This window comes from Bacillus sp. SSR7 (assembly GCF_055902415.1).
Map to the genome: position 1 here is coordinate 18,487 of NZ_JBVVXV010000001.1, position 24,162 is coordinate 42,648.

22 protein-coding genes and 1 pseudogene are annotated in these 24,162 nt (G+C 32.0%); 19 read left to right on the forward strand and 4 right to left on the reverse strand.

Annotated features, from left to right (window positions below):
• The first annotated feature begins 56 nt into the window (after positions 1-56).
• The 5 genes from AC0NJG_RS00145 to AC0NJG_RS00165 all read left to right on the forward strand — a co-directional run bounded on the left by AC0NJG_RS00145 (position 57) and on the right by AC0NJG_RS00165 (position 5,586).
• Positions 57-1,793 (forward strand): ABC transporter substrate-binding protein, encoded by a 1,737-nt coding sequence (locus AC0NJG_RS00145; RefSeq protein ID WP_088327806.1) that lies wholly within the window; start codon positions 57-59, stop codon positions 1,791-1,793.
• Positions 1,794-1,951: 158 nt separating this feature from the next.
• Positions 1,952-2,575 carry a YhbD family protein gene (locus AC0NJG_RS00150; protein ID WP_074610045.1) on the forward strand — a complete coding sequence of 208 codons (624 nt, stop codon included), beginning with the start codon at positions 1,952-1,954 and terminating at the stop codon, positions 2,573-2,575.
• Between the two features lie 13 nt (positions 2,576-2,588).
• Positions 2,589-3,299, forward strand: a complete 711-nt coding sequence (locus tag AC0NJG_RS00155) for a bactofilin family protein (RefSeq protein ID WP_001258377.1) — start codon at positions 2,589-2,591, stop codon at positions 3,297-3,299.
• 18 nt (positions 3,300-3,317) lie between these two features.
• A complete protein-coding gene (locus AC0NJG_RS00160) occupies positions 3,318-4,025 on the forward strand; it encodes a cytoplasmic protein (RefSeq protein ID WP_087997219.1) in 708 nt (235 codons plus the stop codon).
• Between the two features lie 25 nt (positions 4,026-4,050).
• On the forward strand, positions 4,051-5,586 hold the full coding sequence (locus AC0NJG_RS00165; protein ID WP_474062733.1) for an MDR family MFS transporter: 1,536 nt from the start codon (positions 4,051-4,053) through the stop codon (positions 5,584-5,586).
• A 54-nt stretch (positions 5,587-5,640) separates the two neighbouring features.
• Here the strand turns inward: AC0NJG_RS00165 and AC0NJG_RS00170 are convergent, their stop codons facing one another.
• A complete protein-coding gene (locus AC0NJG_RS00170; RefSeq protein ID WP_087953394.1) occupies positions 5,641-5,961 on the reverse strand; it encodes a hypothetical protein in 321 nt (106 codons plus the stop codon).
• Positions 5,962-6,198: 237 nt separating this feature from the next.
• Here AC0NJG_RS00170 and AC0NJG_RS00175 point away from each other — a divergent pair, with 237 nt between their 5' ends.
• From AC0NJG_RS00175 to AC0NJG_RS00190, 4 genes are all read left to right on the forward strand, one after another.
• Entirely contained in the window at positions 6,199-6,978 is a 780-nt protein-coding gene (locus AC0NJG_RS00175) for a BC_2878 family exosporium-associated protein (protein WP_087953395.1), read from the forward strand.
• A gap of 311 nt (positions 6,979-7,289) precedes the next feature.
• Positions 7,290-8,060 (forward strand): GNAT family N-acetyltransferase, encoded by a 771-nt coding sequence (locus AC0NJG_RS00180; RefSeq protein WP_474062734.1) that lies wholly within the window; start codon positions 7,290-7,292, stop codon positions 8,058-8,060.
• Between the two features lie 547 nt (positions 8,061-8,607).
• Positions 8,608-9,303 carry a CsxC family protein gene (locus tag AC0NJG_RS00185; protein WP_087953397.1) on the forward strand — a complete coding sequence of 232 codons (696 nt, stop codon included), beginning with the start codon at positions 8,608-8,610 and terminating at the stop codon, positions 9,301-9,303.
• A 117-nt stretch (positions 9,304-9,420) separates the two neighbouring features.
• Entirely contained in the window at positions 9,421-10,791 is a 1,371-nt protein-coding gene (locus AC0NJG_RS00190) for a BC_2427 family protein (RefSeq protein WP_474062735.1), read from the forward strand.
• A gap of 217 nt (positions 10,792-11,008) precedes the next feature.
• Here the strand turns inward: AC0NJG_RS00190 and AC0NJG_RS00195 are convergent, their stop codons facing one another.
• Positions 11,009-11,440, reverse strand: a complete 432-nt coding sequence (locus tag AC0NJG_RS00195; protein WP_087953399.1) for a GNAT family N-acetyltransferase — start codon at positions 11,438-11,440, stop codon at positions 11,009-11,011.
• Between the two features lie 852 nt (positions 11,441-12,292).
• On the opposite strand from AC0NJG_RS00195, the gene AC0NJG_RS00200 reads away from it, so the two are divergent.
• From AC0NJG_RS00200 to AC0NJG_RS00215, 4 genes are all read left to right on the forward strand, one after another.
• A complete protein-coding gene (locus AC0NJG_RS00200) occupies positions 12,293-12,799 on the forward strand; it encodes a spore coat protein (protein ID WP_087953400.1) in 507 nt (168 codons plus the stop codon).
• Between the two features lie 366 nt (positions 12,800-13,165).
• Complete coding sequence (locus AC0NJG_RS00205) at positions 13,166-13,366, forward strand: spore coat protein W (RefSeq protein WP_000342253.1); 201 nt, start codon at positions 13,166-13,168, stop codon at positions 13,364-13,366.
• Positions 13,367-13,380: 14 nt separating this feature from the next.
• Entirely contained in the window at positions 13,381-13,833 is a 453-nt protein-coding gene (locus tag AC0NJG_RS00210) for a spore coat protein (RefSeq protein WP_087953401.1), read from the forward strand.
• Positions 13,834-14,312: 479 nt separating this feature from the next.
• A complete protein-coding gene (locus AC0NJG_RS00215; RefSeq protein WP_087953402.1) occupies positions 14,313-15,173 on the forward strand; it encodes a DegV family protein in 861 nt (286 codons plus the stop codon).
• Between the two features lie 150 nt (positions 15,174-15,323).
• Here the strand turns inward: AC0NJG_RS00215 and AC0NJG_RS00220 are convergent, their stop codons facing one another.
• Positions 15,324-15,527, reverse strand: coding sequence for a hypothetical protein (locus tag AC0NJG_RS00220; RefSeq protein WP_000498065.1), 204 nt, complete (start codon positions 15,525-15,527; stop codon positions 15,324-15,326).
• 463 nt (positions 15,528-15,990) lie between these two features.
• On the opposite strand from AC0NJG_RS00220, the gene AC0NJG_RS00225 reads away from it, so the two are divergent.
• Complete coding sequence (locus AC0NJG_RS00225) at positions 15,991-17,262, forward strand: helix-turn-helix domain-containing protein (protein ID WP_087953403.1); 1,272 nt, start codon at positions 15,991-15,993, stop codon at positions 17,260-17,262.
• A gap of 88 nt (positions 17,263-17,350) precedes the next feature.
• Here the strand turns inward: AC0NJG_RS00225 and AC0NJG_RS00230 are convergent, their stop codons facing one another.
• Positions 17,351-17,785: an Lrp/AsnC family transcriptional regulator gene (locus AC0NJG_RS00230; RefSeq protein ID WP_087953404.1), complete on the reverse strand. Its 435-nt coding sequence runs from the start codon at positions 17,783-17,785 to the stop codon at positions 17,351-17,353.
• 142 nt (positions 17,786-17,927) lie between these two features.
• On the opposite strand from AC0NJG_RS00230, the gene AC0NJG_RS00235 reads away from it, so the two are divergent.
• From AC0NJG_RS00235 to AC0NJG_RS00255, 5 genes and pseudogenes are all read left to right on the forward strand, one after another.
• Positions 17,928-19,196, forward strand: coding sequence for an APC family permease (locus AC0NJG_RS00235; protein ID WP_474062736.1), 1,269 nt, complete (start codon positions 17,928-17,930; stop codon positions 19,194-19,196).
• Positions 19,197-19,312: 116 nt separating this feature from the next.
• Positions 19,313-20,902 carry a M3 family metallopeptidase gene (locus AC0NJG_RS00240; RefSeq protein ID WP_173601585.1) on the forward strand — a complete coding sequence of 530 codons (1,590 nt, stop codon included), beginning with the start codon at positions 19,313-19,315 and terminating at the stop codon, positions 20,900-20,902.
• Positions 20,903-20,914: 12 nt separating this feature from the next.
• On the forward strand, positions 20,915-21,667 hold the full coding sequence (locus tag AC0NJG_RS00245) for a WecB/TagA/CpsF family glycosyltransferase (RefSeq protein ID WP_087953407.1): 753 nt from the start codon (positions 20,915-20,917) through the stop codon (positions 21,665-21,667).
• 15 nt (positions 21,668-21,682) lie between these two features.
• Positions 21,683-22,681: a phosphotransferase gene (locus AC0NJG_RS00250; protein ID WP_087953408.1), complete on the forward strand. Its 999-nt coding sequence runs from the start codon at positions 21,683-21,685 to the stop codon at positions 22,679-22,681.
• A gap of 21 nt (positions 22,682-22,702) precedes the next feature.
• A pseudogene (locus AC0NJG_RS00255) lies at positions 22,703-24,083 on the forward strand (5'-methylthioadenosine/adenosylhomocysteine nucleosidase).
• Positions 24,084-24,162: the final 79 nt, after the last annotated feature.

The window sequence follows — 24,162 nt, forward strand, 5'->3', positions numbered from 1 at the left end:
AAGAGAAAAAGGGTAGAAATTAAAGGGGTTATTTTTCACCTTTTAGGGGGAGTATGATGTTTATTTTAGATCAATATATTGAACTATGGTGTGTCTACGGTAAAGGGAGACGAGAAGGAGAACGATTAGAAGTAACCGTACAAATGATAGCAGAAACATTATTTTGTACAGAGCGTAATAGTAAATTAATTATAAAAAAATTAGAAGAGTTACATTGGATCACTTGGTTTCCAGGTCGCGGGAGAGGGAATCGTTCTAAATTAATATTTCAAAAGCAACCAGTTCCACTAATTTTAGAAAGAGGAAAAGAATTAACGAAAAAAGGAGATGTGAAAAGTGGAATCTCATTTGTAGAACGCTACAGCTCACAATTTCCTGTAGTAAAGAAAGAGTATGAAGCTTGGGTAGATTCCATATTTGGTCATCAAATAGAACGGACATCTGAAGGAAGAAAAGACGTACTTCGTTTGCAAGTACAAATGAACCTGGACATCGCTTTAGATCCGGTTTACGCTACGATGCGCTCAGAATGTCATATGGTTAAACATATTTTTGATACACTCGTATATGTAAATGAGGAAACAAACTCTATAGAACCAAGGCTTGCTTTTCACTGGGAATATAATGATGCTGAAAAGGTATGGACTTTTCATTTGCGAAAAGGTGTTCGTCTTCATAATGGAAAACGACTTACTGTACATCATGTTATACATTCATTGAATCGATTTATGAAAGCTGAAAACAATCCACACGCATGGATGTTACAACATGTTGAAAGTTTCCGTGCAGTGGATGAATTTGTTGTTGAAATTCAATTACATACGGTAAATAGGATGTTTTTACATATGCTAAGCGCAGAACAGTGTTCTATCGTAATTGAAGATGAAGCAGGGAACTTCATAGGTACAGGGCCTTTTATATTACGAGAGAAGAATACACATTTATTTGCATTAGAAGTACATGATTTATATTATCGTGAAAGACCTTTTCTTGACCGAATTGAACTATTGAATGTGGAGCAAAATGTAAATACTTATGACGTGTTAGTAAAGGGGCAGTATAAAGATAAAAAAAATCTCAATAAAGAACTTTCACGGCTTGAATCGAACGTGACATATGTAACGTGTAATCTTGTAAAAGAAGGGCCAATGCAAGATGAACTGTTTCGAAAAGCGCTATATAAAATTATTCATGGCGATAAAATCATTCAAGAACTCGGCGGAGAACGTGGAGAAGTGGCAAAGAAACTAATATTAGCAAATGAAAGCATAGTAGAAATTGAGGAAGATATCGAAAGTTTAATTAAGAAAAGTACGTATCATAATGAAGTGCTACAACTTTATACATTTATAGGACGAGATCACGTTGAAGATGCACAATGGATACAAAAAGAGTGTGAGAAGTACGGGATTCGTGTAGAAAATAATTTTCTTAAAATAGAAGAGCTGCTAGAAATAAGTACGATACAAAAGGCGGATATGATGCATGATAGCGCGACAATTAGCGAACGAATAGAAGATAGTTTACTATATATGTTTCTTACAAAAGACAGCTTTATTCATGGGCAAAGCAGCATGGACTTTCATGAATCATTGTCCTCTTATTTTAAACAAGAACAAGTAGAGAAAAGAGTTACATTGTTACGCGATATTGAAGACACTTTGTTACGTCACATTCATATAATTCCTTTATACCGTAACAAACAACAAGTAACTTCTCATGAAAAAGTACAAAATATAATGATTAATTCACAAGGGTGGATTGATTTTTATGAAATATGGTTTACATGTTGATATATAAGGGTTTTTACGCATTTTATAAGATGCGTGAGAACCCTGTTTTTTTTTTGAAACAGGGTTGTTTTACACATTGTTACGCTACCTGTGATAAAAGTCTATTTACAGCGTAACAGTGTTATGTTACATTGTTATCAGGAAGGAGTGTTATACAGTTGAGTACAGATTTAATTTCAAAAAAAGATTTATTAGAACTTACTGGTATTTCATATGGACAATTATATAGGTGGAAAAGAAAAAATTTAATACCGGAAGATTGGTTTGTACGAAAGTCTACATTCACGGGTCAGGAAACATTTTTTCCGAAAGAAAAGATATTAGAGCGTATTGATAAAATTCAAACGATGAAAGAGGATCTATCACTTGATGAACTAGCAAATATGTTTTCGCCGAGTGTGAGGGAAATTCTTTTAACGAAGGAAGACATTTTACGTAAGGGGATTGCATCAGAACCAGTTTTACAATTTTTCATAGAACAAACGAATAAAACAGCGGAGTTTCAATTTGTAGATATTCTTTATGTGTACATGTTAGAAGAATTGCTACAATCGGGAGAGATTAGTTTAGAAGAAGGAAAAATGGTCTTGCAAGTTTTACGTGAAAATTATGAAGCAATTAAACATAAAACGTGTGACTTAATCATTATCCGAAAGTTAGGGATTTCTACATGTTTATTAGTTTCAAACGTGGACGACTTAATTTTTGAAAAAGGCACCAAAATCGTTTTACGCGAAGCGATTATGAAATATACCGAAGCATTAAAAACTAAATTGTTGTAGTGGAGGAGAAAGTATGCGTACAGATAATTTGATTATAAATGGTTACGGTTCATCGAATGGCGGCGAATTTCATAAAGTGCAATTAAACGGAAAAGGAACTGTGAATGGAAATGTTGAATGTGAGCAATTTGAATGTAACGGTTACGGAGCAGTTACTGGCGATTTGAAAAGTAATAGTGCACGAATTAGCGGATCTGGTAAAGTCGATGGCACAGTTCATGCTGAAACGATGCGAATTGATGGAAAAGCTACAATTACGCAAAATGTAAAGGCAAATAGTTTGAAAATTGCAGGAAAAGGTACGATAGGTGGAAATGTCACAGGTGAAGAATTTAAAGTCAATGGTCAAGCAACAATTGACGGTAATTGTGAAGTAGATACTTTTTCTTCAGAAGGACAATTTACAATTGGCGGATTATTAAGCGCTGATGAAATAAATATTAATATTCACGGTACATGTCGTGCGAAAGAAATTGGTGGTCAAACGATTAAAGTAAGACATAGATCAGGTACATTAAGTAGGCTATTTAAAACAGTATTTGGCTTGCAGTTAGAAGCTGAACTATTAGAAGGTGACAATATTGATATTGATTATGCTCACATAAGAACGGTAAGAGGAAACAATATTACAGTAGGGCCGAACTGTGAGATTGAACTCATTGAATATACGGGTGTTCTTACTGTTGATAAAAGCGCAAATGTAAAAGAAATTAAGCAGGTTTAATGGGAGGGAGAAAGCAATATGGAACATCCACATAGTCTCACAGTAAATGGTTCTGGCAATTCAGCAGGCGGAGATTATAATAAAGTGAAGATTCGCGGTGAAGGAACGATTTCTAATGATATGAGCTGTAATGAATTTAAAACGTACGGCACGAGTGATGTACGGGGTAATATGAAAGTGAAAAATTATGTTGTGTATGGAGATAGTGAAGTACAAGGAAATGTAGATGCAGAATATGTAAAAGTATACGGTAATACACAAATTCATGGTGATGCACATATTGAAAAAACAAAAGTTAGAGGTATGATAGATATTGCTGGGAAGTTTTCAGGTGATTTTGTCGATGTAAAAGGTGGTTTAAATGTTAGGGGAAATATTGAAGTAGAAGATTTATCATTAACTGGTGGTCTTGAAAGTGATGGATTACTTAATGCTGAAAATATTCAAATCTCACTTCGTTATGAAGGAAGTAAGGTAAGAGAAATTGGTGGTAAAAACATTACGATTCGTAAAAAAGCGAGATTTCTTCCTTTTATTAGTCATGTTGGAAACCTCCAAACTTCAATTGTGGAAGGAGATGATATTTATTTAGAACATACGATTGCTGACGTAGTGAGAGGAAACAACGTCACAATTGGCCCTGGCTGTGAAATTAGTGTTGTAGAATATCATACTAGTTTTAATCAAAAGGGTAATACAGTCGTAAAAGAACATAAACAAATATAAGTAGTATGAGGGAGAGCAAGGTTATATGGTTGAGAAGAATAATAAGCTCGGCTTTGTTGTGGCGGGCTTATTGCTAGGTATTTTAATGGCATCAATGGATAATACCATTGTCGTAACAGCGATGGGAACAATTGTTGGTGACTTAGGAGGTCTTGAAAACTTTGTATGGGTTGTTTCTGCCTATATGGTCGCAGAAATGGCAGGCATGCCGATATTCGGTAAACTATCAGATATGTATGGTAGAAAGAGATTCTTTATTTTTGGTTTAATCGTTTTTATGATTGGTTCGGCACTTTGTGGTACTGCTGAAAATATTACACAGTTAGGTATTTATCGTGCCATTCAAGGTATTGGCGGCGGGGCATTAGTGCCGATCGCGTTTACTATCGTTTTTGATATTTTCCCTCCTGAAAAGCGCGGGAAAATGGGTGGTTTATTCGGAGCGGTATTTGGTTTATCAAGTATTTTCGGGCCGTTACTTGGCGCATATATTACAGATTATATTAGCTGGCATTGGGTATTTTATATTAACCTACCGCTTGGCGTTTTAGCACTTATTTTTATTACATTCTTTTATAAAGAATCACGAGTTCATAGAAAGCAAAACATTGATTGGTTTGGCGCAATTACTTTAGTTGGTGCAGTAGTTTCTTTAATGTTTGCTTTAGAACTTGGCGGACAAAAGTATGATTGGAATTCTAGCTTTATTTTAAGTTTATTTGGTGGATTCGCTATTTTAATTATTGCATTTATTTTTATTGAACGAAAAGTAGAAGAGCCAATCATATCATTTGAGATGTTTAAGCAACGCTTATTCGGAATGAGTACCATTATTGCATTATGTTACGGTGCTGCATTTATGTCAGCAACTGTGTACATTCCGTTATTCATTCAAGGTGTATACGGCGGGACTGCAACAAACTCAGGATTATTACTTTTACCTATGATGCTAGGTTCAGTCGTAACAGCGCAGTTAGGCGGATTTTTAACGACTAAGCTGAGCTACCGAAACATTATGATTATTTCTGCTGTTATTATGTTAATCGGATTATTCTTATTAAGTACATTAACGCCAGAAACAAGTCGTGCATTATTAACGGTTTATATGATTATTATCGGATTTGGAGTAGGTTTCTCATTCTCTGTACTAAGTATGGCTTCAATTCATAACTTCGGTATGGAACAGCGTGGATCTGCAACTTCAACGAGTAACTTCATTCGTTCATTAGGAATGACACTAGGTATTACAATCTTCGGAATGATCCAAAGAACAGGTTTCCAAGATCAATTAGAAGAAGCATTTAAAGGGATGAGCGGGGGAATGAATACAAACGCTTTAGGAGATTCAAGAGCTATTCTATCAGAATCGGCAAGATCTCAAATTCCACCACAAATATTAGATAAAATTATTGACGCTCTTTCTAGCTCAATTGTCCAAACATTTATGTGGGCATTGGTACCAGCTGGTTTAGCATTCATATTTATTTTCTTTATGGGAAATGAGCGCATGGTAATTAAGAAACAACAAACGAATAAAAAGAGCGAAACATCAAAAGCGTAATGAAAAAGCTCCTTTCTAATTGGAAAGGAGCTTTTTCGTATGTACGGATGTAGATTAGCCTTCGATAATTTCGTATTCTTCGTCTGCTAATAATAAAATTTGTGTTTTCTTACCTTTGTTTTGAACTTCGATTACATCGTAAGCACCTAGGTCTCTTTCTTTGCTTTGAGATGCGTTTACCATAACTTCAATAGAATCAATTAAGATATCTTCTTCAATGTATGATTCAGGCAATGCCATATCTTCAGTATCTAATACACATGCGTATAGATTTTGTAAGTTTTCAGCAGTTGGATTTTGTTCTTCAACATCAATGATGTTTTTTACTGCTTCCATATTTTCTTCTTTTGCTTGGTATACTTTAATTTTAGCCATTGTTTTAATCTCCTTTATAACGTAATCGTAGAGGCTACACTTCATTATAACGTTTTTTTTATGAAAGATAAAATTGTTATATGTATTTATAGGGAAATTCATGTGTTAGTACTCATTTTTAATGCGATAAGTAGGTAAATATATTCCCACGTTAAAGTTATATTGTCCAAGCTTTTCTCATATCCCGCTCATATTATGTGTATGAGATAAAACATATAGGGAAGGGATGGAGTGTAAGTGGGGTGTGAGCCGAAGCGAAATGATAGATGCTGCCAAAATAATATTTGTGAATTTTTGCGAAGTCTAGAGCCTTTTACAAAAGTTGAGAGTATTGTAATTGCCGGAAACGAAATTGTTGTATCTTATTTTCTTTCATTTAATAAGAGGAATGGTATCGTATCCTTCGTACAAGAGGACGATGAGGTTATTTTTGTAGATTGTTCAAAGATTGATGCAATTCGAATAGGAAAAGTTTGTAGTTGTAAAACGAAAGTTAAATATATTGAAGAGGACTTTAGCTTGCTAGGAAATGTTTGCCCGCAATGTTTAACGGAGGGTAGTACAATCTTTTTTGATTTTAATAATTCTGAAGTAAATGTATCTTTACAAGCAACAACAATTAATCCACCTAGATGTACTGAATTTACAGATGAACTTGGGAATGTAGTAAAGCAAATTACTATAGTAGGTGAGGCGATTGTTTCTAGGGATTTTGTTCAAGTGCCTGAACTAGTAGGTTTTCGACTGCTTTTGTCGCATCCAGCGGAAGATCCATTAAACTACGGATTATTATTTATTAATTTCCCTGATACAATTTTTATTTTTATATTGGCATCAAGCGGATTTCTCTCCATTTCGAACTGCTTAAAAATAGAGGGTGGAACTGGTAATGCCGAAATAGAAGAGATGAAAAAAATGATAATGGATGACGATAATACGTACAAATCAGTTGTTAAATTGACTAAAGTATATAAAAACGGTGAGTCGGAATCTTTTATTTATAAGACTGAATTATAATATGTGTATTTAAATGAACCCTCAAACTATTGTTGGGGGTTATTACATAATTAATTATATTGATTCTTCAAAACGCTTGTGAATGAGTAAGAAATATATTTATTGTTGACTTATTTTTTAGGTTGATCATTTCATAGTTAGTAGATGTTATAATCATTTTATGTTTACTGATATTTTATAAATATTCGAAGTTTTAATTTAATAGTCAATGGCTTTTTATGATGTACAGATGGGTGTGTATATGAATACGAATTATGGAACGCTCATGAAAATGTTAAGAGTAGTTGATTCTAAAAAAGGTGGGAATGTAAATGATATATGTAGCGAATATACATACAAGAAAAAAACTAGTTTCTATGTTTGAGGATTTCAATAACGTTGTTTTACTTTCTTATTTACAAGGGCATATGGGTACTGCTTGGGTAAATGATCTTGAAAACCCAACAGTAGCACAAGTTACGGTAGGGATTTTTACATTTTACGCTGGAGACCCAAATACGAAAGAAACAGAAGAGTTATTACGTAATATTCCAGAAAGAATTTTAGTTATCGTAAATAGTGAAGAGTGGAAACAACGCTTAGAAACATTCCATGAAAGAAAAATAGATAAGTTTTTACGTTATAAATTCAAACGAAATCCAGAAGTTTTTAATCGTTCAAAATTACAATCTTTTATATCAACACTTCCAAAAGAATATGAGTTAAGAAGAATAGATGAGCATATCGCAAATAGCCCTACATTACATAAGATATCTGAAGATTTTACAAGTCAATTTCATTCGGTAGAAGATTATATAAACCGTGGTATAGGTTATAGCATTTTATATAATGGAGAAGTTGTATGCGGTGCATCCTCGTATAGTATTTATAATGATGTAATTGAAATTGAAGTTGCGACTGATTACAATCATAGAAGAAAAGGTTTGGCAACTGTAGTTAGTGCAGCACTAATCTTGGACTGTTTAGAAAAAGAGATATACCCAAACTGGGATGCAGCGAATACTACATCTGCAAAACTAGCTGAAAAACTAGGATATGTTTTTGATAAGGCATATGATACGTATTTTGTGGATAATAGATGAATGGACAGTGAGTGTAAGATGTGTACAAAGTAAAGAGTTTAAAGGGAAAGACAGATGACTAGAATGTTTTGATAGAGTTTTTAAAAACTCTATCAAAACATTAAAAAATAAAATAATTAGTTCAATAATAAGAATATTTTATAATATATTGAGTGCAAAAACTGGCTTTTTTAGTCCGTTTTTATTTTTTATAAAAAGATAAATTAGTCGTGATCTTCTATTTTGTGGATATTAAAAAGTCGGTAAATGGTTCTTATTAAATATTATCCTTTGTTAGATCGAATAAAAGACTCTTGAAAAATTAATTTTGGAACACCTATTAGCTCTAACAGAAAAAAATCGAGAAATTCTATTTTATATAGGTAGATATCAGTATAGGCTCCTTTTATTAATATATGTGTTTTTAACTATCAAGGGGAAATGAATCTCTTATTTTGCAAATGATAAAAGTGACTATGATACAAACCCACGCATTAATAGAAAAAGTACATATACAGTATAGAGAGTTGAAAAACTCTAATTTTTTTTATAAAGGAGATTATATATTATGAGTGAACAATGTCCAATTAATGTACCATGTCAGGTAGTAGGACAAACCCAAACACCATTAAGTGATGAGGCAGCAGCACCAATTCTTACACCAGGAGCACCGATTGTAAAAATTCCAGTGGTATTAGCCGAAAGAACAATTCAAATTGTTGTAGAATCAGATGTTCCATTAGCACCTGCAGCATCCGAAATTAAACGTGTGTTAAAAAACGTATTTTTAACACAGTGTAAGTTAGTTCCAGTAGCATTCACTCCAGTACCAGGTACAAATTACCGCCGAGTTACAAGAGCAAAGTTATTTGTACAAGGATATATTCGTAAAAACATTGAATATGCAGGTAGTGGATGTAATTCAGTACTATTTGATCGTATCGCAAATGTTCCATTTTCTGGTTTTGCAGATTTAACAGAAACAGATTTTCTATCACTAGCAATAGTAGCTTCTTCCTCAGATACTACATCTCACTTTATTAATCCTAATAACGGTGACTTACCACGTTTAGACAAATACTTCTTTGAAAATACTGTTTTTTATAACGAACAACCATATTGCGAATTAGTTAGCGCTCAATTTTTTGAATTAGACTTTTCTCCTTGTCCAACTGAATTAAACGAATCATTTGAGACTCTTCGTGAGAAAATTGTACTGGATCTTACTGTGAAAGTTTTACAAGTGCAACAAGTACAAGTGTAAAACTAAAAAAGCATTGTCTTTGATAAAAAGACAATGTTTTTTTTAGTTTTATAAAACATATGATAATGAAATGGTCGTGTACAAAAATATATTTTTATTAGTTTCATTAGTGGGGGGATGGTGATGAAAAATCCATGGGTTGGTAAGAAAATATGGAACAAAGTTTACAAAGGGGAAATACTGATTGCTCTAGAGAAATCTCATGAAATAAGAGAAAATAAGAAAAGTAAACAAACAGAGTCAGAGAAAAAAGAGAAAACAATACAAGTAGAGAAAGAAGGTAAAGGACCAGAACGTACGGTGAAGGCAATACAAGCAGAGAAAGAAAGTAAAGAACCAAAGTCAAAAAAAGAAGAAAAAGCAATACAAGCAGAGAAAGAAAGTAAAGAGCCAAAGTCAAAAAAAGAAGAAAAAGCAATACAAGCAGAGAAAGAAAGTAAAGAGCCAAAGTCAAAAAAAGAAGAAAAAGCAATACAAGCAGAGAAAGAAAGTAAAGAGCCAAAGTCAAAAAAAGAAGAAAAAGCAATACAAGCAGAGAAAGAAAGTAAAGAACCAAAGTCAAAAAAAGAAGAAAAAGCAATACAAGCAGAGAAAGAAAGTAAAGAGCCAAAGTCAAAAAAAGAAGAAAAAGCAATACAAGCAGAGAAAGAAAATAAAGAACCAGAGTCCCAAAAGGAAGAAAAAGCAAATGATTCTGAGAAAAAAAATGAAAAAATTGTCCTAGGAAAAGAACATAAAACGAGTGGATTAGAGGGCAAAAGTATAGATTCTGAATCAAAAATAGCGAATTCAGAACGTTCAATAGAAGTGAAAACCCCATTTTCTATTATTTCAGATGTTACTAGTTTTAAAAAATCCCCTAATATGAATGTGAAAAATCAAGAAGTATATGTATTTCGTAATGAAGAAGATGCAAGAGGACGTGAGCTGGATTCTACGTTACTAACTACAATGGAATATTATCATGGAGAAATTGATTGTAATTTAGTTTCTTCAAACCTTCATGAAAAGAGGGTACTTTTAGAACTTTCTAATCAAAAAGAAAAAGGGAATATTGAAGAGAGTTGGGTAGGCTCATCTTCATGGATTCCTATCCACGGTATAATATTAGAGAAGGAAGTTGAAGCAGATGTAAATAATTATATAACTGCGAAATTACCAATTGAAATAGGGAGGTATAAAGGTGAAATTAGTTTAATAGAAAAGATTGTTTTTAAAGAAACAGTTATAGAAATAAAAGAAGTATCACAGGAAATTATTGTAACAAACAAAGAATTCTTATTGCCAAAAATAATAAAGAAAGGAAAAAATCCATCTATAATTGAAAAAGGAAGCTTACGTGTAGAAGGCTATATATTTCAGTGTATTGAATTTACATCAGAACAAAGTGAAAATCATGATAAGATCTACCAGTTAATGCAAAATATTATATTGGAACTAAACGTCCAATTATTACAAGAACAGGAAGTTCGTGTGCGAATTACATAAATGATTATATCGCTATCAATCAGTTGAATTTTTTTAGGAGTTTGTAATAAAGAAACACAAAAAGTGCTAGCAAGTCTGCAAACAAGCTAGCTAACATGTATTGGAAGTGAAAGACTGCCAATGTAGTAATTAACAATACGTTAATTAACTAGGTGAAACGTGATAAATCTTTTTTACATGTGGGGAAATACAAGGTGTTAAATCCTAATTTAGAAACTCACAACTTGAATAGTAAAACATGTTTATCATAAGTATCCAAACACCAGTTATATTTTTTTAGAATAATTGGATGGATAACCTCTTTTGTAGCATCAACTTCAGTAAAGCCGTATTTCTTATAAAAGTTTTCTAATTCTTCAAAAGGAAGACAATATACATTTTTTACTTGTAATTTTTGCGCAGTTACTACTAAAAATGATACAAGTTCCCCAGCTAATTGTAACCCTCTAAATTGAGGAAGAATAAAAATTCCACCCATTTCTATCGTATCTTTATCTATTTGGACTAATCGACCAACACCTGCATACACATTGTCGTATGTAATGATTGCCACCATATCTCGATTTAAATCACTTCGTACAAATCCTATTGAGTCATATTGATTATTAATCCATTCTAGATCATTAGATGTGGCCAGTTGAATATTCATATACATCCTCCCTCCGAATACTAGCTCTATCTCCATTATATAGAACATAAGATGCTATATCAAAAGAACCTAGCTATAGCACATTTGTTTAAGTTATTAGTTAAAGGCGTGGGTTTGTTGGGGGTGAAATGATGGCTTCACCAAGCAAAGGAAAATAACCTTGTGAATATAGTGTTACATAGTCAAAAAGAATAGTAGTTCATGTGTTTGGTAATGCATTATTGTTTAAGCGTATAGAGTTTATAGACTTACTTTAATTGATAGCTACTATATTTATTGGAACTAGTAAGGAAATATGATAATCAACAGTCCGAGTGATAAAAATCGTATTAGGATTTAGTAAAAAACTCCTTCTGAGAAAGGGAATGGGATTTAAAAATAAGAGCACTTCGAAAAGTGCCCTTCAGTAACGACTACTCATTCTAAAAAGAAAGGATGCAATATATCATATGAAGTTAAGTGTATTTAATTATGGGCCTTTTATATAAAAGTTTTATTTTGTCCCGAATAAAAAGGCGGTTGTTTCCGCAACCACCTTTCAGTAAAACAAAGCACTTTTTATGAAATAAATTATGGATGATCCCTAAAAAAGGTTATAGGATATACCCACATTTTTATAACTAAAGTGACGAACTCAGGTTATAAGGAAGGAACAATTATATTGTATGAAATCTATTATTGAGTAATCACAAAGAAAGCTGTCTTCTTATTTGAAGGCAGCTTTCTTTTATTAGAAAAAGAAGTAGAAGATTAGGTTACTTGTCCAAACAAATTTTTAAAAAATACATAAAATGCTATTAGTTAGTCAATATTTTAATATTGCTAATTTTTAAGACTAAAAGGGGTGATTTTATGTGTGATTGTGAAGTTTGTAGAAGAAAGAAAAAACGTGATCCATTAAATCGGGGTTCTGAACCAAAAAAACAGGTTTCTGAGCCAATAAATCAGGATTCCGAATCAGTAAATTCTTATTCATTTAGTAAAAATGCAAATTTGTTAGAGGAAGCTATCCAAGCAGGTGAAATCGATCAAGTTTCTGAGGAATATATTGAAATAGTTGATTCAGCAGATGTACAAGTTACTACTACAGATACAAAAGCTGCACTATCTATCCAAGCGGCATTACAAGCAGCTATTGTGGTTGTAGTAAGTATTTCTATAGCAGATAGTGAAAAAGCAGATAAAATAACACAAGAATTATTTCAAAAATCATCTATTAAACAAATTAATAGACAAAAAACATTTATTAAAAATTCCAGAAACGTAACCGTAACAACTACTGATACAGATATTGCAGTGAATATTCAAATTCTCCTTCAAATTTTATTAGCGTTACTAGTTAAACTAAACATTTTATAAAGTGTCTATCCCATTTATATTTAGCTACAAGGGTTCACTCTAAGTAAATATTTTTTGTTGTAATATGTGGTACAAGCTTGGACTTCTCATTATGGCTGAATTAATATTCAAGATTGATGGGAAATTAAGTGTGGAAAACTACACAATAACAAAGGTGAACTTATTATTTAACAGTGAATAAAACTTATATATGTGAAGTAAAGGAAAGCTGTCTTCGTATTAGAAGACAGCTTTTTGATTTTATTAGTAAAAAGAAGTGAAAATAGAAGATTAAGTTACTCGTCCAAGCAATTTTTATTTAAATGCATATAATGCTGGTAGTTAATTGAAATTTTTATAGAAAACTGATAGGAGTGAACATTGTAAATGGATGATTTAAATAAATTTTCTTCCTTTAAGTTTGATAAGGATCAAAAGAATATAATTATAGACCTTTTACTCTCAGATATTTTTAATAGGCATGGGATAAATGAAGAAAAATTAAAAAATTTATCACCAGAAAAAAAGCAGCAAATTAAAAGTATTGTTTCTGAAATACAATCACAAGTTAATAATTATTTAGATTGAAAGGGGGTGAACATATGGACAAAAAATGTCATTCAGATGAAAATAAAAAGTGGAGTGCATTAGATTCCTCAAATCCTCATCCGTCTTTTAAAAATGCTAGCGTTTCAGAAGCAGCTGCGCAAGAAAGTAAAACTTACCAAATTTCTGAAGAATCTATTACAATTGTAGATTCAGCAGATGTAGAAGTTACTACTACAGATACAAAAGCTGCTTTATCTATTCAAGCAGCATTACAAGCAGCTATCGTGGTTATAATAAGTATTTCTATAGCAGATAGTGAAAAAGCTGACCGCGTAGCACAAGAATTGTTTCAAAAATCATCTATTAAACAAATTAATAAACAAGAAACTGTTATTAGAAATTCTAGAAATGTTACAGTTACGACTACGGATACAGACATAGCAGTAAATGTTCAAATTCTTCTCCAAATTTTATTAGCTTTACTAGTAAAATTAAATATTTTATAAAATGTTTAACCTTTTTTAGATATAGTGCATCTTACAGGTAAATATTCACTGTTTTAATTATAGTACAGGCTATAAATATTTATCATAACTGGACTAATATTCACCATCACCAAAGTATGAATGTAAACAAACTATGTGATGGAAAATAAAGTTTGGTTATTTTATGAAAATGTAAAAGCCATTTCCTTTATTGGATTTGGCTTTTACATTTTAAACGGTATGAATTTGAAAAGATTATATTAAGATAAAGAATTAAAATATAATGATACAAAATACTTATAAAATTATTCGTGTTTTAGAAAAATAATAAGAAAAAGGTGTTTAAAATAGAATCATTTTCATTAACAGTTCAAGTTTTGAAGAATAGTGCATACAATATAAAGTGTTTTCCTTTCTTCATTTAAGTTTTACGTATATAATTTAAAAGTACTATTTTTATTTTATATTTTTTATATTTATAACAGAATAGAGGTTTAAAAATGGGTGTTAAAATCATTACGGATAGTGCGGCGGATTTACCGGTAGAATTGCTGCAAGCATATGATATTGATTTAATTCCACTCCGTGTTTATGATGAAGCAGAAACAGAGTATTTAGATGGAGTTACATTAGAGTCAGTTACATTATTGCAAAATATGAGAGAAGGCGCTGTTTATAGAACGTCATTGCCTTCACTTGAAACTTTCCAGGAAAAATTTGTTTCTTATGCAAAAGAAGGTAATCCTTGTATATATTTAGCTTTTTCATCTGAACTGTCTGGTACATATCAATCATCAGTTCTCATTAAAGAGGAAGTAAAAGAAACATATGCTAACTTAGATTTAGAAATTATCGATACGAAATGTGCCTCGCTCGGTCAAGGGCTTGTCGTATTAGAAGCTGCTAAAATGGCGAAAAACGGTGCATCAAAAGAAGATATTTTAAAGCGTGTTGATTTTCTAATGAACCATATGGAACATATCTTCACTGTAGCTGATTTACAGTACTTAGTGAGAGGTGGACGTTTAAGTAAAGTCGCAGGATTTATCGGTGGTTTACTAAACATTAAACCGATCTTAAACGTGGAAGAAGGAAAACTTGTACCACTTGAAAAGGTAAGAGGGAAAAAGAAAGTACTTGGCCGAATTGTCGATATAATGGAAGAGCGTGGAAAAGAACTTAAAGGTCAAACAATCGGTATAACTCACGGTGACGATTTAGAAACAGCTGAAGCATTAAAAGCATTAATTACAGAAAGATTTGGCTGTGAAGTATTTATCGTAAATACAATTGGTGCAGCAATCGGAGCACATACAGGACCTGGCGTTATAACGTTGTTTTTCTTAAATGAAGTAGAGTAAAGGATTGATCATTTGATCAATCCTTTTTTAATCTAATTTATCCCGCTTTAACGGGCAGTAAGACCCCCACCTCAAAATTCAGCGGAAGCAAAGAAGTTAGGTGGGGGATGAACAAACCCCCCACTGATTAAAGTTTCACTTTATATGTAATTATTTATTAACTTTCTCTTTAAAAGGTAAGAAGGTAGATAGGAAAGTGATAATCGCTAGTCCAAAGCCGAATCGTTCAGTTTGATCAATTACTAAGTCGTTTTTCCACTGAAAAATGAAAGAAGCGAATATTAAAAGTAAAGCAGCGCCTCCAACATATCTTACTATTTTTCGTGAAGATGCATCTTTAAGTCTTACAAACATGTGTATCATCCTTTCGTATTTATTAAATAATTCGACAAACTAATTTCTAGGATTTGATATTGATAATCCATCTATTAAATTTATTTGATTTTCTTGTTTACAATAGATATCTTCTATCTACTAGATAAATGTAATGAACTATAACTATCTTAAATGAATAATAATAGTTTACATGTAGTTAAATCCTTTTCATTAAGTTTATCGTAATTCAAGTATATGACTCTGTCTTTGTTAATAACAAGTAGTAAAATCTCATGAAAAAAATGGACGAAAAACCCAAATTTTAACCATAAAATTTAACAAGCCATCTAGAAATAATCATAGTATGAATGTAAAATTACAATGTGTGATACATTTTTTTACATTTGTGAAATTATACATTTTCTTAATATGAAAGATTAAGCAATACATAATGGCTGATTTGGTAAAAAGTAAGAAATGGTTAAGCAGGGAGAGTAGAAAGATGGAAATAGGGGAACGTATTCGCCATGTTCGAATGCATAAAGGATTAACACAGGGGGAGCTCGTATCAGGAATATGTTCAATAACATATTTAAGTAGAATAGAAAGTGGAAAAATAAAACCGTCATCTTCTTTTATAAAAAAAGTTTCTAAGAAGTTAGATGTAGATAGCGATTATCTTATAAATGGAAATTATGAGGAAATAAAGATTACTATTTTTAAAGTATGTAATAAATATAAAAAAGATAAAAGTATTACAGAAGCTGACTTATCTTTGTTAGAATTCTACGTTCGTGAAGTAGATTCAATCCCTTTATTACTAAAGGTATATGGTGTACTTATATACTATCATGCCCGGCAAAAAAATATGTTATATGTGAAGTCGCTTCTAGTTCAAGCTTCGCAAATGATACCAAGTCAGGTTGAAATAGAAGATCCTGAAGATTATATTTATTATTTAAAAGCTCGAGGTTTATATTTTTATAATAAACAAGACTACAGTGCTGCTCATGATATATATGTACAGGCTGAGAGTTTACTGGGTGCAGAAGAAACTGAACAACATGGTCATATATACTATAATTTATGTCATGTATATAAGGAGCTTTATAAAGATAAAAGTATTAGTCGTTTGTATGCCTTAAAAGCTTACAACATATACAGAAAAAATGGTATGCAGAAGAACGTAGTAAATACACTTTTAATGCTTGTAATATTGTATATTATGGATGAATTATATGAAAAGGCACTTGAAAGTTTACAACAAGTAGAAAATAGTTTGGCTATTAATGGTGATTCAAAGTATTTACCTATAATTTCTTATGATTACGGCAAAATTTATCAAGGTTTGAAAGACTATGCGAATGCCATTAAATACTATGAAGAAACTTTGGAATTAAGTGAATTTTTATCGGAGAAAGATCAAAAGGTATATGCATTACGAAACATGTTAGAGATGTACATAGAACTTAAAGATTGGAAAAATGTTAATAAGGTTATGAATGAAGCATTTCATTTTTTATCAATTTATGATGTACCAATTGCACATGTTCAACTATATGGTTTGAAAGCTAAAGTCTTCAAAATACGTGGGGATTATTATGAATATGAGAAAAATATGCAAAAGGCAATTGAAGTGGGAGTAGAAAAAAAACAACATCGTTTAGTTGCTGAATTATCCTATGAATTAGGTAACTTTTATAATGAAAATCGCTCTTATAAATTATCTGCGAAGTATTTTAAAATATCAGCTGAAAATAAAATGGATTTATAAAGAAGTTTAGTTAAAAGTTCTTATAAATTGTAAAGGGTTATCCAAAAGAGTAGAGTATTTTATACTTTTTGGATAACCTCTTTTATTGCTATTCTATAATTACAGGTCGATATGGTATTGGTGAAGATAAAATCATCGAAGTTTTGACTGTACCAAATTGTATAACAATATCAATTAATTCCTCTAATTCCTTCATAGAGTGAACTGCTACTTTTAAGTAATAGCTACTTTCACCTGTTACTCGATGACATTCAAGTATTCTATGTTCTTCGTATATTTTCTCCTCAAATTTTTTGCATGGAATTTTTAAATTTTCGATTCTTAAAAATGCTTGAAGTGATTTTCCAATGACATCTAGAGAGATCCGAGCAGTATACTTTTCAATTATCCCTGCATCTTGTAACCTTTTTAGTCTTTCTGTGACACTAGGACGGCTGAGGTGTAGATGCTCAGTCATTTCTGTAATTGTCATTCTGGCATCCTCTTGTAATAATAGGGTTATTTTCTTATCGATTTCATCCATGAATTATGCTCCTTTACAAATGTGAAAGTAAAATTCCGAAATAAATACATAATATAAAATATAATGCCAGATTACATGCACTTTTTAATGTTGAATAGACTGATAACTTTCTATAATTAAAATATAAATGGGGGTGCATGTAATGTCTAATCATTTTAATGAAACAATTTCAATTAAAAAGGGAACAGCTTTATATGTCGGAGCGGTTTTAGGGTCAGGAGTTCTTATATTACCTGGTATGACAGCAAGTGTAGCAGAAGGGAATGCCATTGTTTCTTGGCTTGCTATGATATCACTTAGTATTCCACTTGCATTCACATTTGCTTTTTTATCAATTGAGTATCCAAGTGCAGGTGGAATTGCTACTTTTTCAGAAAAAGCTTTTGGCAAAAATATAGGTGCCATTATAGGTTGGTCTTTTTTTATAGCGGGTAGCGTTGGACAAATCGTTGTATCATTGACCGGTGGCATGTATATAGTGAAAGTATTTGCTTTACCATCATATTTTTCATACGTTATAGCGCTAATTATTTTAAGTATTTCAATTGGCTTCAATTTATACGGGTTAAAAATGAGTGGATTGTTTCAAGTATGTATAGGTGTATTAACTTCCTTTATTTTAATCATAACAATTATAAGTTCACTTCCTTATATTGAAATGAAACATATAAATATACATATTTCTATGCTAGAAATAAATCCAATTATAGATGCATCATTATTAATTTTTTGGTCGTTTTTTGGGTGGGAAGCTATTGCAAGTTTAGCTCCAGAATTTAAAACACCTAGGAAAAGAAATATTATTTTGTCTACAGGATTTGCAATTGTTATTATTGGATTTTTATATATTGGTATTGCATTATCAGTAATTGGAACGAAATCCTATCATATAAACACTGATAATACTACAGCTTTAGTGCTTGTAATCAAGCAAACTTTAGGCGACCAATTTGGATGGATAACCGGATTTGTAGCTTTTATTATTTGTTTAGGGACAACAAATGCATTTATTGCAAGTATGGGACGTTTAGGTTATTCATTAGGGGAGGAAAAAGTTGCGCCACGTTATTTAGCACATATTAATATAAAAAGAAAAACGCCAACAAATGCAATAAAAGTTGTAGGTTGTATTGCAATAATTGGTTTGCTAATAAGTTTCGTTTTCCATATTAGCATAGATAAAATTGTTTTAATACCGAATTCGTTAGGGATTGTTACATACATTGTCGGTACTGCGGCTGGAATGAAATTAATAAAGAATAGGTTAGGCAAAATTTTTTCTATAGTAGCTTTTACATGTTGCGTAGTTGTTTACCCTTTTATTGGAGGAGTAGTACTGATTCCAGTAGCCGTAGCATTCATATGTTTATTTTATATGCGTTTCAGTAGCAGAAGAAAAGAATATAAATAAGAATGAGTTTGTGGAAATCTAAATATTTAAAGATATTAAAATTTTTCTATTTCATATATAATTGTGTAGGGAGAAATATCTGTAACTATTTGTAAAAATAGGAGGCGGCTATAAAAATGCACGAAATTGCTAGGTGGGATTTAGATCGATTGTATCCAATTGAGGATATTCTAACTCCAATACTGGGGTTGAAAGAACAATATTATGTGACAAAAAATGTAGAGATTCTTTCAAAACTTATACAAGCTATTGAAAAAGCAGAATACTATTTGTATTGTCGATCGGCTGAAGAAAGTGTTTCATCTGACAATACTAGATTGACTGTGAAGGTAAAGGAACTAAAAAGCGAAGTACAGCAGGTAATACAACAAAGTGAAGTGGAAACCGCTAATAATATTAATACTCGGTTAATGAAGGATGAACTAAATGCATGGGAAAATATGTACATACAATTAAGAAATAAGATAGAAATTGAGTACAATAATAAGCAATTATCATTTGGACAAGCAAATCATATTGCAATGAATAGTGATAATGAAAAGGAAAGATTAGAAGTATTCGAGTTATTAACAAATGCCTTACATAAGGAAAAAGAAATTTTTGCTACTGTATTGAATCAAATAGGGAGATTGCGTAATACAAAGAGTAATGGATTAGTAGATAGAGAGATTTTAACCCAATCTCTACATTCAAATGGTATTTCTGAAACTGTATTATTGCAAATGTGGAATACGACAGAAGAAAATCTTGATAAATTAGTAAATGCTTTAAACGTGTATAAGAAAGGGAAAGCTTCGATGACGTGGCATGAACTTATGACAGTAAAGGAAAATAATGAGGCTATTATTCCTTTTTCAGTAGCAATACAAAACATATACGATGCATTTAAAAATATAGATGAAGAATTAGCAGAGTTTGCACGGGATGCAATTGTAAATGGATGGGTAGATGCGGAGCCAAGTGACAGTAAAGCACCAGGTGGCTTTTGTGCTCCTTTTTTCAGTGAAAAAGAATCTCGAATCTCAATGCGTTACGACGGAAGTATTGATAGTGTAAGAGTACTTGCCCACGAACTAGGACATGCTTGGCATTTTTATAATATGAGTTTTGAACAATCCTCTTCTTTTTTAGATGATTATTTGCCAATGAGTACAGCTGAATCAGCATCTATTTTCTTTGAAACGGTGCTTATAAATTATCTAATTCAAACAACAGATAGTATAGATATGAAAAAGTCATTGCTTAGTTGGAAAATAAGAAACTGTTTTAATTATGTAATGGCAATTCGAGCATCGTACGAATTTGAGAAGAACTTTTACGAGAAATGTAAAGAAGGTCCATTAAGTGCTGATGAAATAGAGACATTATCTATAGTAGCGCAAGAAAAAGCATATGGGAATGCGTTATCAAAATATCAGCCCTTTGTGTGGATGAAATACATTCAATTTTATATTGCAGATGTTCCTTTTTATAATTATCCATACACATTTGGGTATTTAGCTAGTTTTAGTTTATTAGAAATAGCTAAAGAAAGTAAGAGTACTTTTCATTCGAAATATAAGGAGTTTTTACGAGAAACAGGAAAAGCTCCAGTGGAAGAGCTTATGAAAAAACATTTTGAAATCGATATAACAAGCTATGTATTCTGGGATAAAGCTTTTAAACAAATTTCTAAAGATGTTGATGAATATTTGCAACTGATGTAAGGGGAGAGTATAGTGGATAACCAACTTATAAAGGGGATACCTTTTTCAACTTTAGAATATGAAAAAGCTATAAGTTTATTAAAACGTTGGCTACATGAACAACAAGAGAAACCAAGATTTGTAGTAACTGCAAATCCTGAAATTGTTATGTCTGCAAAGGAAAGCACGGCTAAATCAAAACAGTTTAAAAAGATGTTACTTTCTGCAGATTTAATAACAGCGGATGGGATTGGCGTCATAATAGGCTCAAAAATATTAAAAGGAACTTTGAAAGAACGTGTTACTGGGGCAGATATCACTCACGATTTAATAAAATATTGTAATGACAATGAATATCGTGTCTTTCTTTTTGGAGCTGCGCCAGAAAGTAATAAAAAGGCACTAAAAAAATTAAATGAGCAGTTCCCGGGAGCACAGTTTAAAGGAAAGCATGGATTTGTAAATGGCGAAGAAATAGAAGAAGTGAAAGTGAAAATTAAGCAATTCAAGCCGCACTTACTACTAGTAGGACTAGGTTCACCAAAACAAGAAGAATTCATCTATGAAAACATACAAACATTAAACGTTCCACTATCTATTGGTATTGGAGGTATGATCGATATATTATCTGGTACAGTAAAAAGAGCACCAAAAATTATGAGGGATACTGGAACTGAATGGCTGTATAGGTTACTTTCGCAGCCGAAAAGATTTAAGAGACAACTTGTACTTCCGAAATTTTTAATTTCAGTTTTGGTAGAGAGAATGAAAGGAACAGCAACTTAAGAAAGGATAAAAAAGATGATAGAGCCGTTATCTAATGAAAAAGCTAAAATGATATTACAAGAGCTGCAAGTAGAGTGCGAATCTTTATTTGAGTTTAAAATACAAAAAGTAATTCCAATTCATCGTGGTTGGTTAAACTTGAAGTGGAAACTCGAAACGGATGTAGGGAACTTTGTATTAAAGCAATATAATAAAGAACGATATAAGTTATATAACCCATTGACGTTATTGCAAGCATTACAACAACAGCAAAGATTACATAATAATGGTGTAAGGTGTCCAAAGTTGTTAACCTATAAAAATAATGTAATGCATATATCAAAGAGTGATGAAAGATTTATAGTATTAGAACATAAAGAAGGTAATCTAGTCTCACCGGGAAAGGTGAATGAAAAGAAAATCCACTCTCTTGGTCAGACAATAGGTCATATGCATAAATTATTAAATGACGGAACTTTAATAGAAGGAGGAGTCCCTAAATTTGTTCCGCCTACTAAAGAGGAAAGGTTAACACATTGGGAAGAGAAAAGGAGAGAAGCAGAGAAGCTAGGAAAAGAACATATTCTCTCCCATATAAAATTACAGCAAGAAGCAACACAATTAGTAAATATAGATCAATTTTATAATAGTAATAAGGGATGGGTGCACCGCGATCTATGGGTAGATAATTTCTTATTTCATAACGATAAAGTCTCAGCAATTCTAGATTTTGATCGTATGGATTATGATTATGTAGAATTCGATATTGGGCGTGCGGTTATATCTTGTGCCTTACATGATGGGGATTTAAATAAGAGTCTTGTTGCATCATTTTTAGAAGGGTACCGCAATGAATTAGACTTTCCAGTAGGGAATATTGTTCGGGCAATTCAAATGCTTTGGTACATGGAGAGTACTTGGTGGATTCATGCCAATATGGATCAGCATAGTGTACCACCTTCACGTTTTGCGAATGAAATGAATTGGATAGCTGAAAATTACGGTGCATTACATAATATATTGGCAGGCCTATAAGTGAAAAAGGAGACTATATTCATGAATAAAATCGGCATTATTGGAGCAATGCAAATTGAAATAGACTTACTTTTAGAAAAATTAGTTATACAAGAGGAACAAACAATTGCGGGAATGCCTTTTTACATTGGTGAATTCATGGAAACAGAAATAATTGTTACAAGATGTGGTGTAGGGAAAGTTAATGCAGCCGCATGTACGCAAACGTTAGTTCATAAATTTGATGTAGATGCTATCATAAATACCGGTGTTGCTGGCGGATTACACCCAGATATAAAAGTTGGCGATATAGTTATTTCAACGAATGTAACTCATCATGATGTAAGTAAGACTCAAATGAAAAACTTATTCCCGTTCCAAGAGGAGTTTTACGCAAGTAAGAAATTAATGGAGTTAGCACGTATTGCATGCAATAGTAGTAATTTAGACATAGAGGTTCATGAAGGAAGAATTGTAAGTGGTGAATGTTTTGTTGAAGATTCAAAACTAAAAGCGAAATTAATAGACGAATATGCACCGCATTGTACAGAAATGGAAGGTGCAGCAATTGGACATGTTGCCTACATAAATGAAGTACCGTTTCTCGTAATACGATGTATTTCTGACAGTGCAGACGATGAAGCACAAATTTCTTATGATGACTTCGCGAAAACGGCCGCAAACTATTGTTCAGAAATTATCGTTGAGATGCTTAAAAATATATCAAGTAAAACTGTATTATAATTCAAAAGGAGAGAATGAAATGTTACAAGCATTAATTTTTGATATGGACGGAACGTTATTTCAAACAGATAAAATTTTAGAATTATCGTTAGATGATACTTTTGATTATTTACGTTCATTACAATTATGGGATACGGTAACACCTATTGATAAGTACCGTGAAATTATGGGCGTGCCGTTACCGAAAGTTTGGGAAGCGTTACTACCGAATCATTCTCTTGAAGTAAGAGAACAAACAGATGCATATTTTTTAGAAAGATTAATTGAAAACATTAAGAGTGGAAAAGGTGCTTTATATCCGAATGTAAAAGAGATTTTTACATATATAAAAGAAAATAATTGTTCCATTTATATTGCAAGTAATGGTTTAACTGGATATTTACGAGCAATCGTATCTTATTATGCTTTAGACCAATGGGTTACTGAAACATTTAGTATTGAACAAATAAACTCGCTTAATAAAAGCGACTTAGTAAAAAGTATTTTAAACAAATATGATATAAAAGAAGCAGCGGTAGTCGGGGATCGTTTATCTGATATAAATGCAGCAAAAGAGAATGGTTTGATTGCAGTTGGTTGTAATTTTGATTTTGCACAAGAAGATGAACTTGTTCAGGCGGATATAGTAATAGATGATTTAATGGAGTTGAAGGGGATATTATCTGCTGTGCAGAGATAATAAATGTGTTTAAAAATCCTCTTTCCACTAACGGAATAGATTAGCTCAATAGGGAACCCCAAAAAGTACTTTTGGCTTC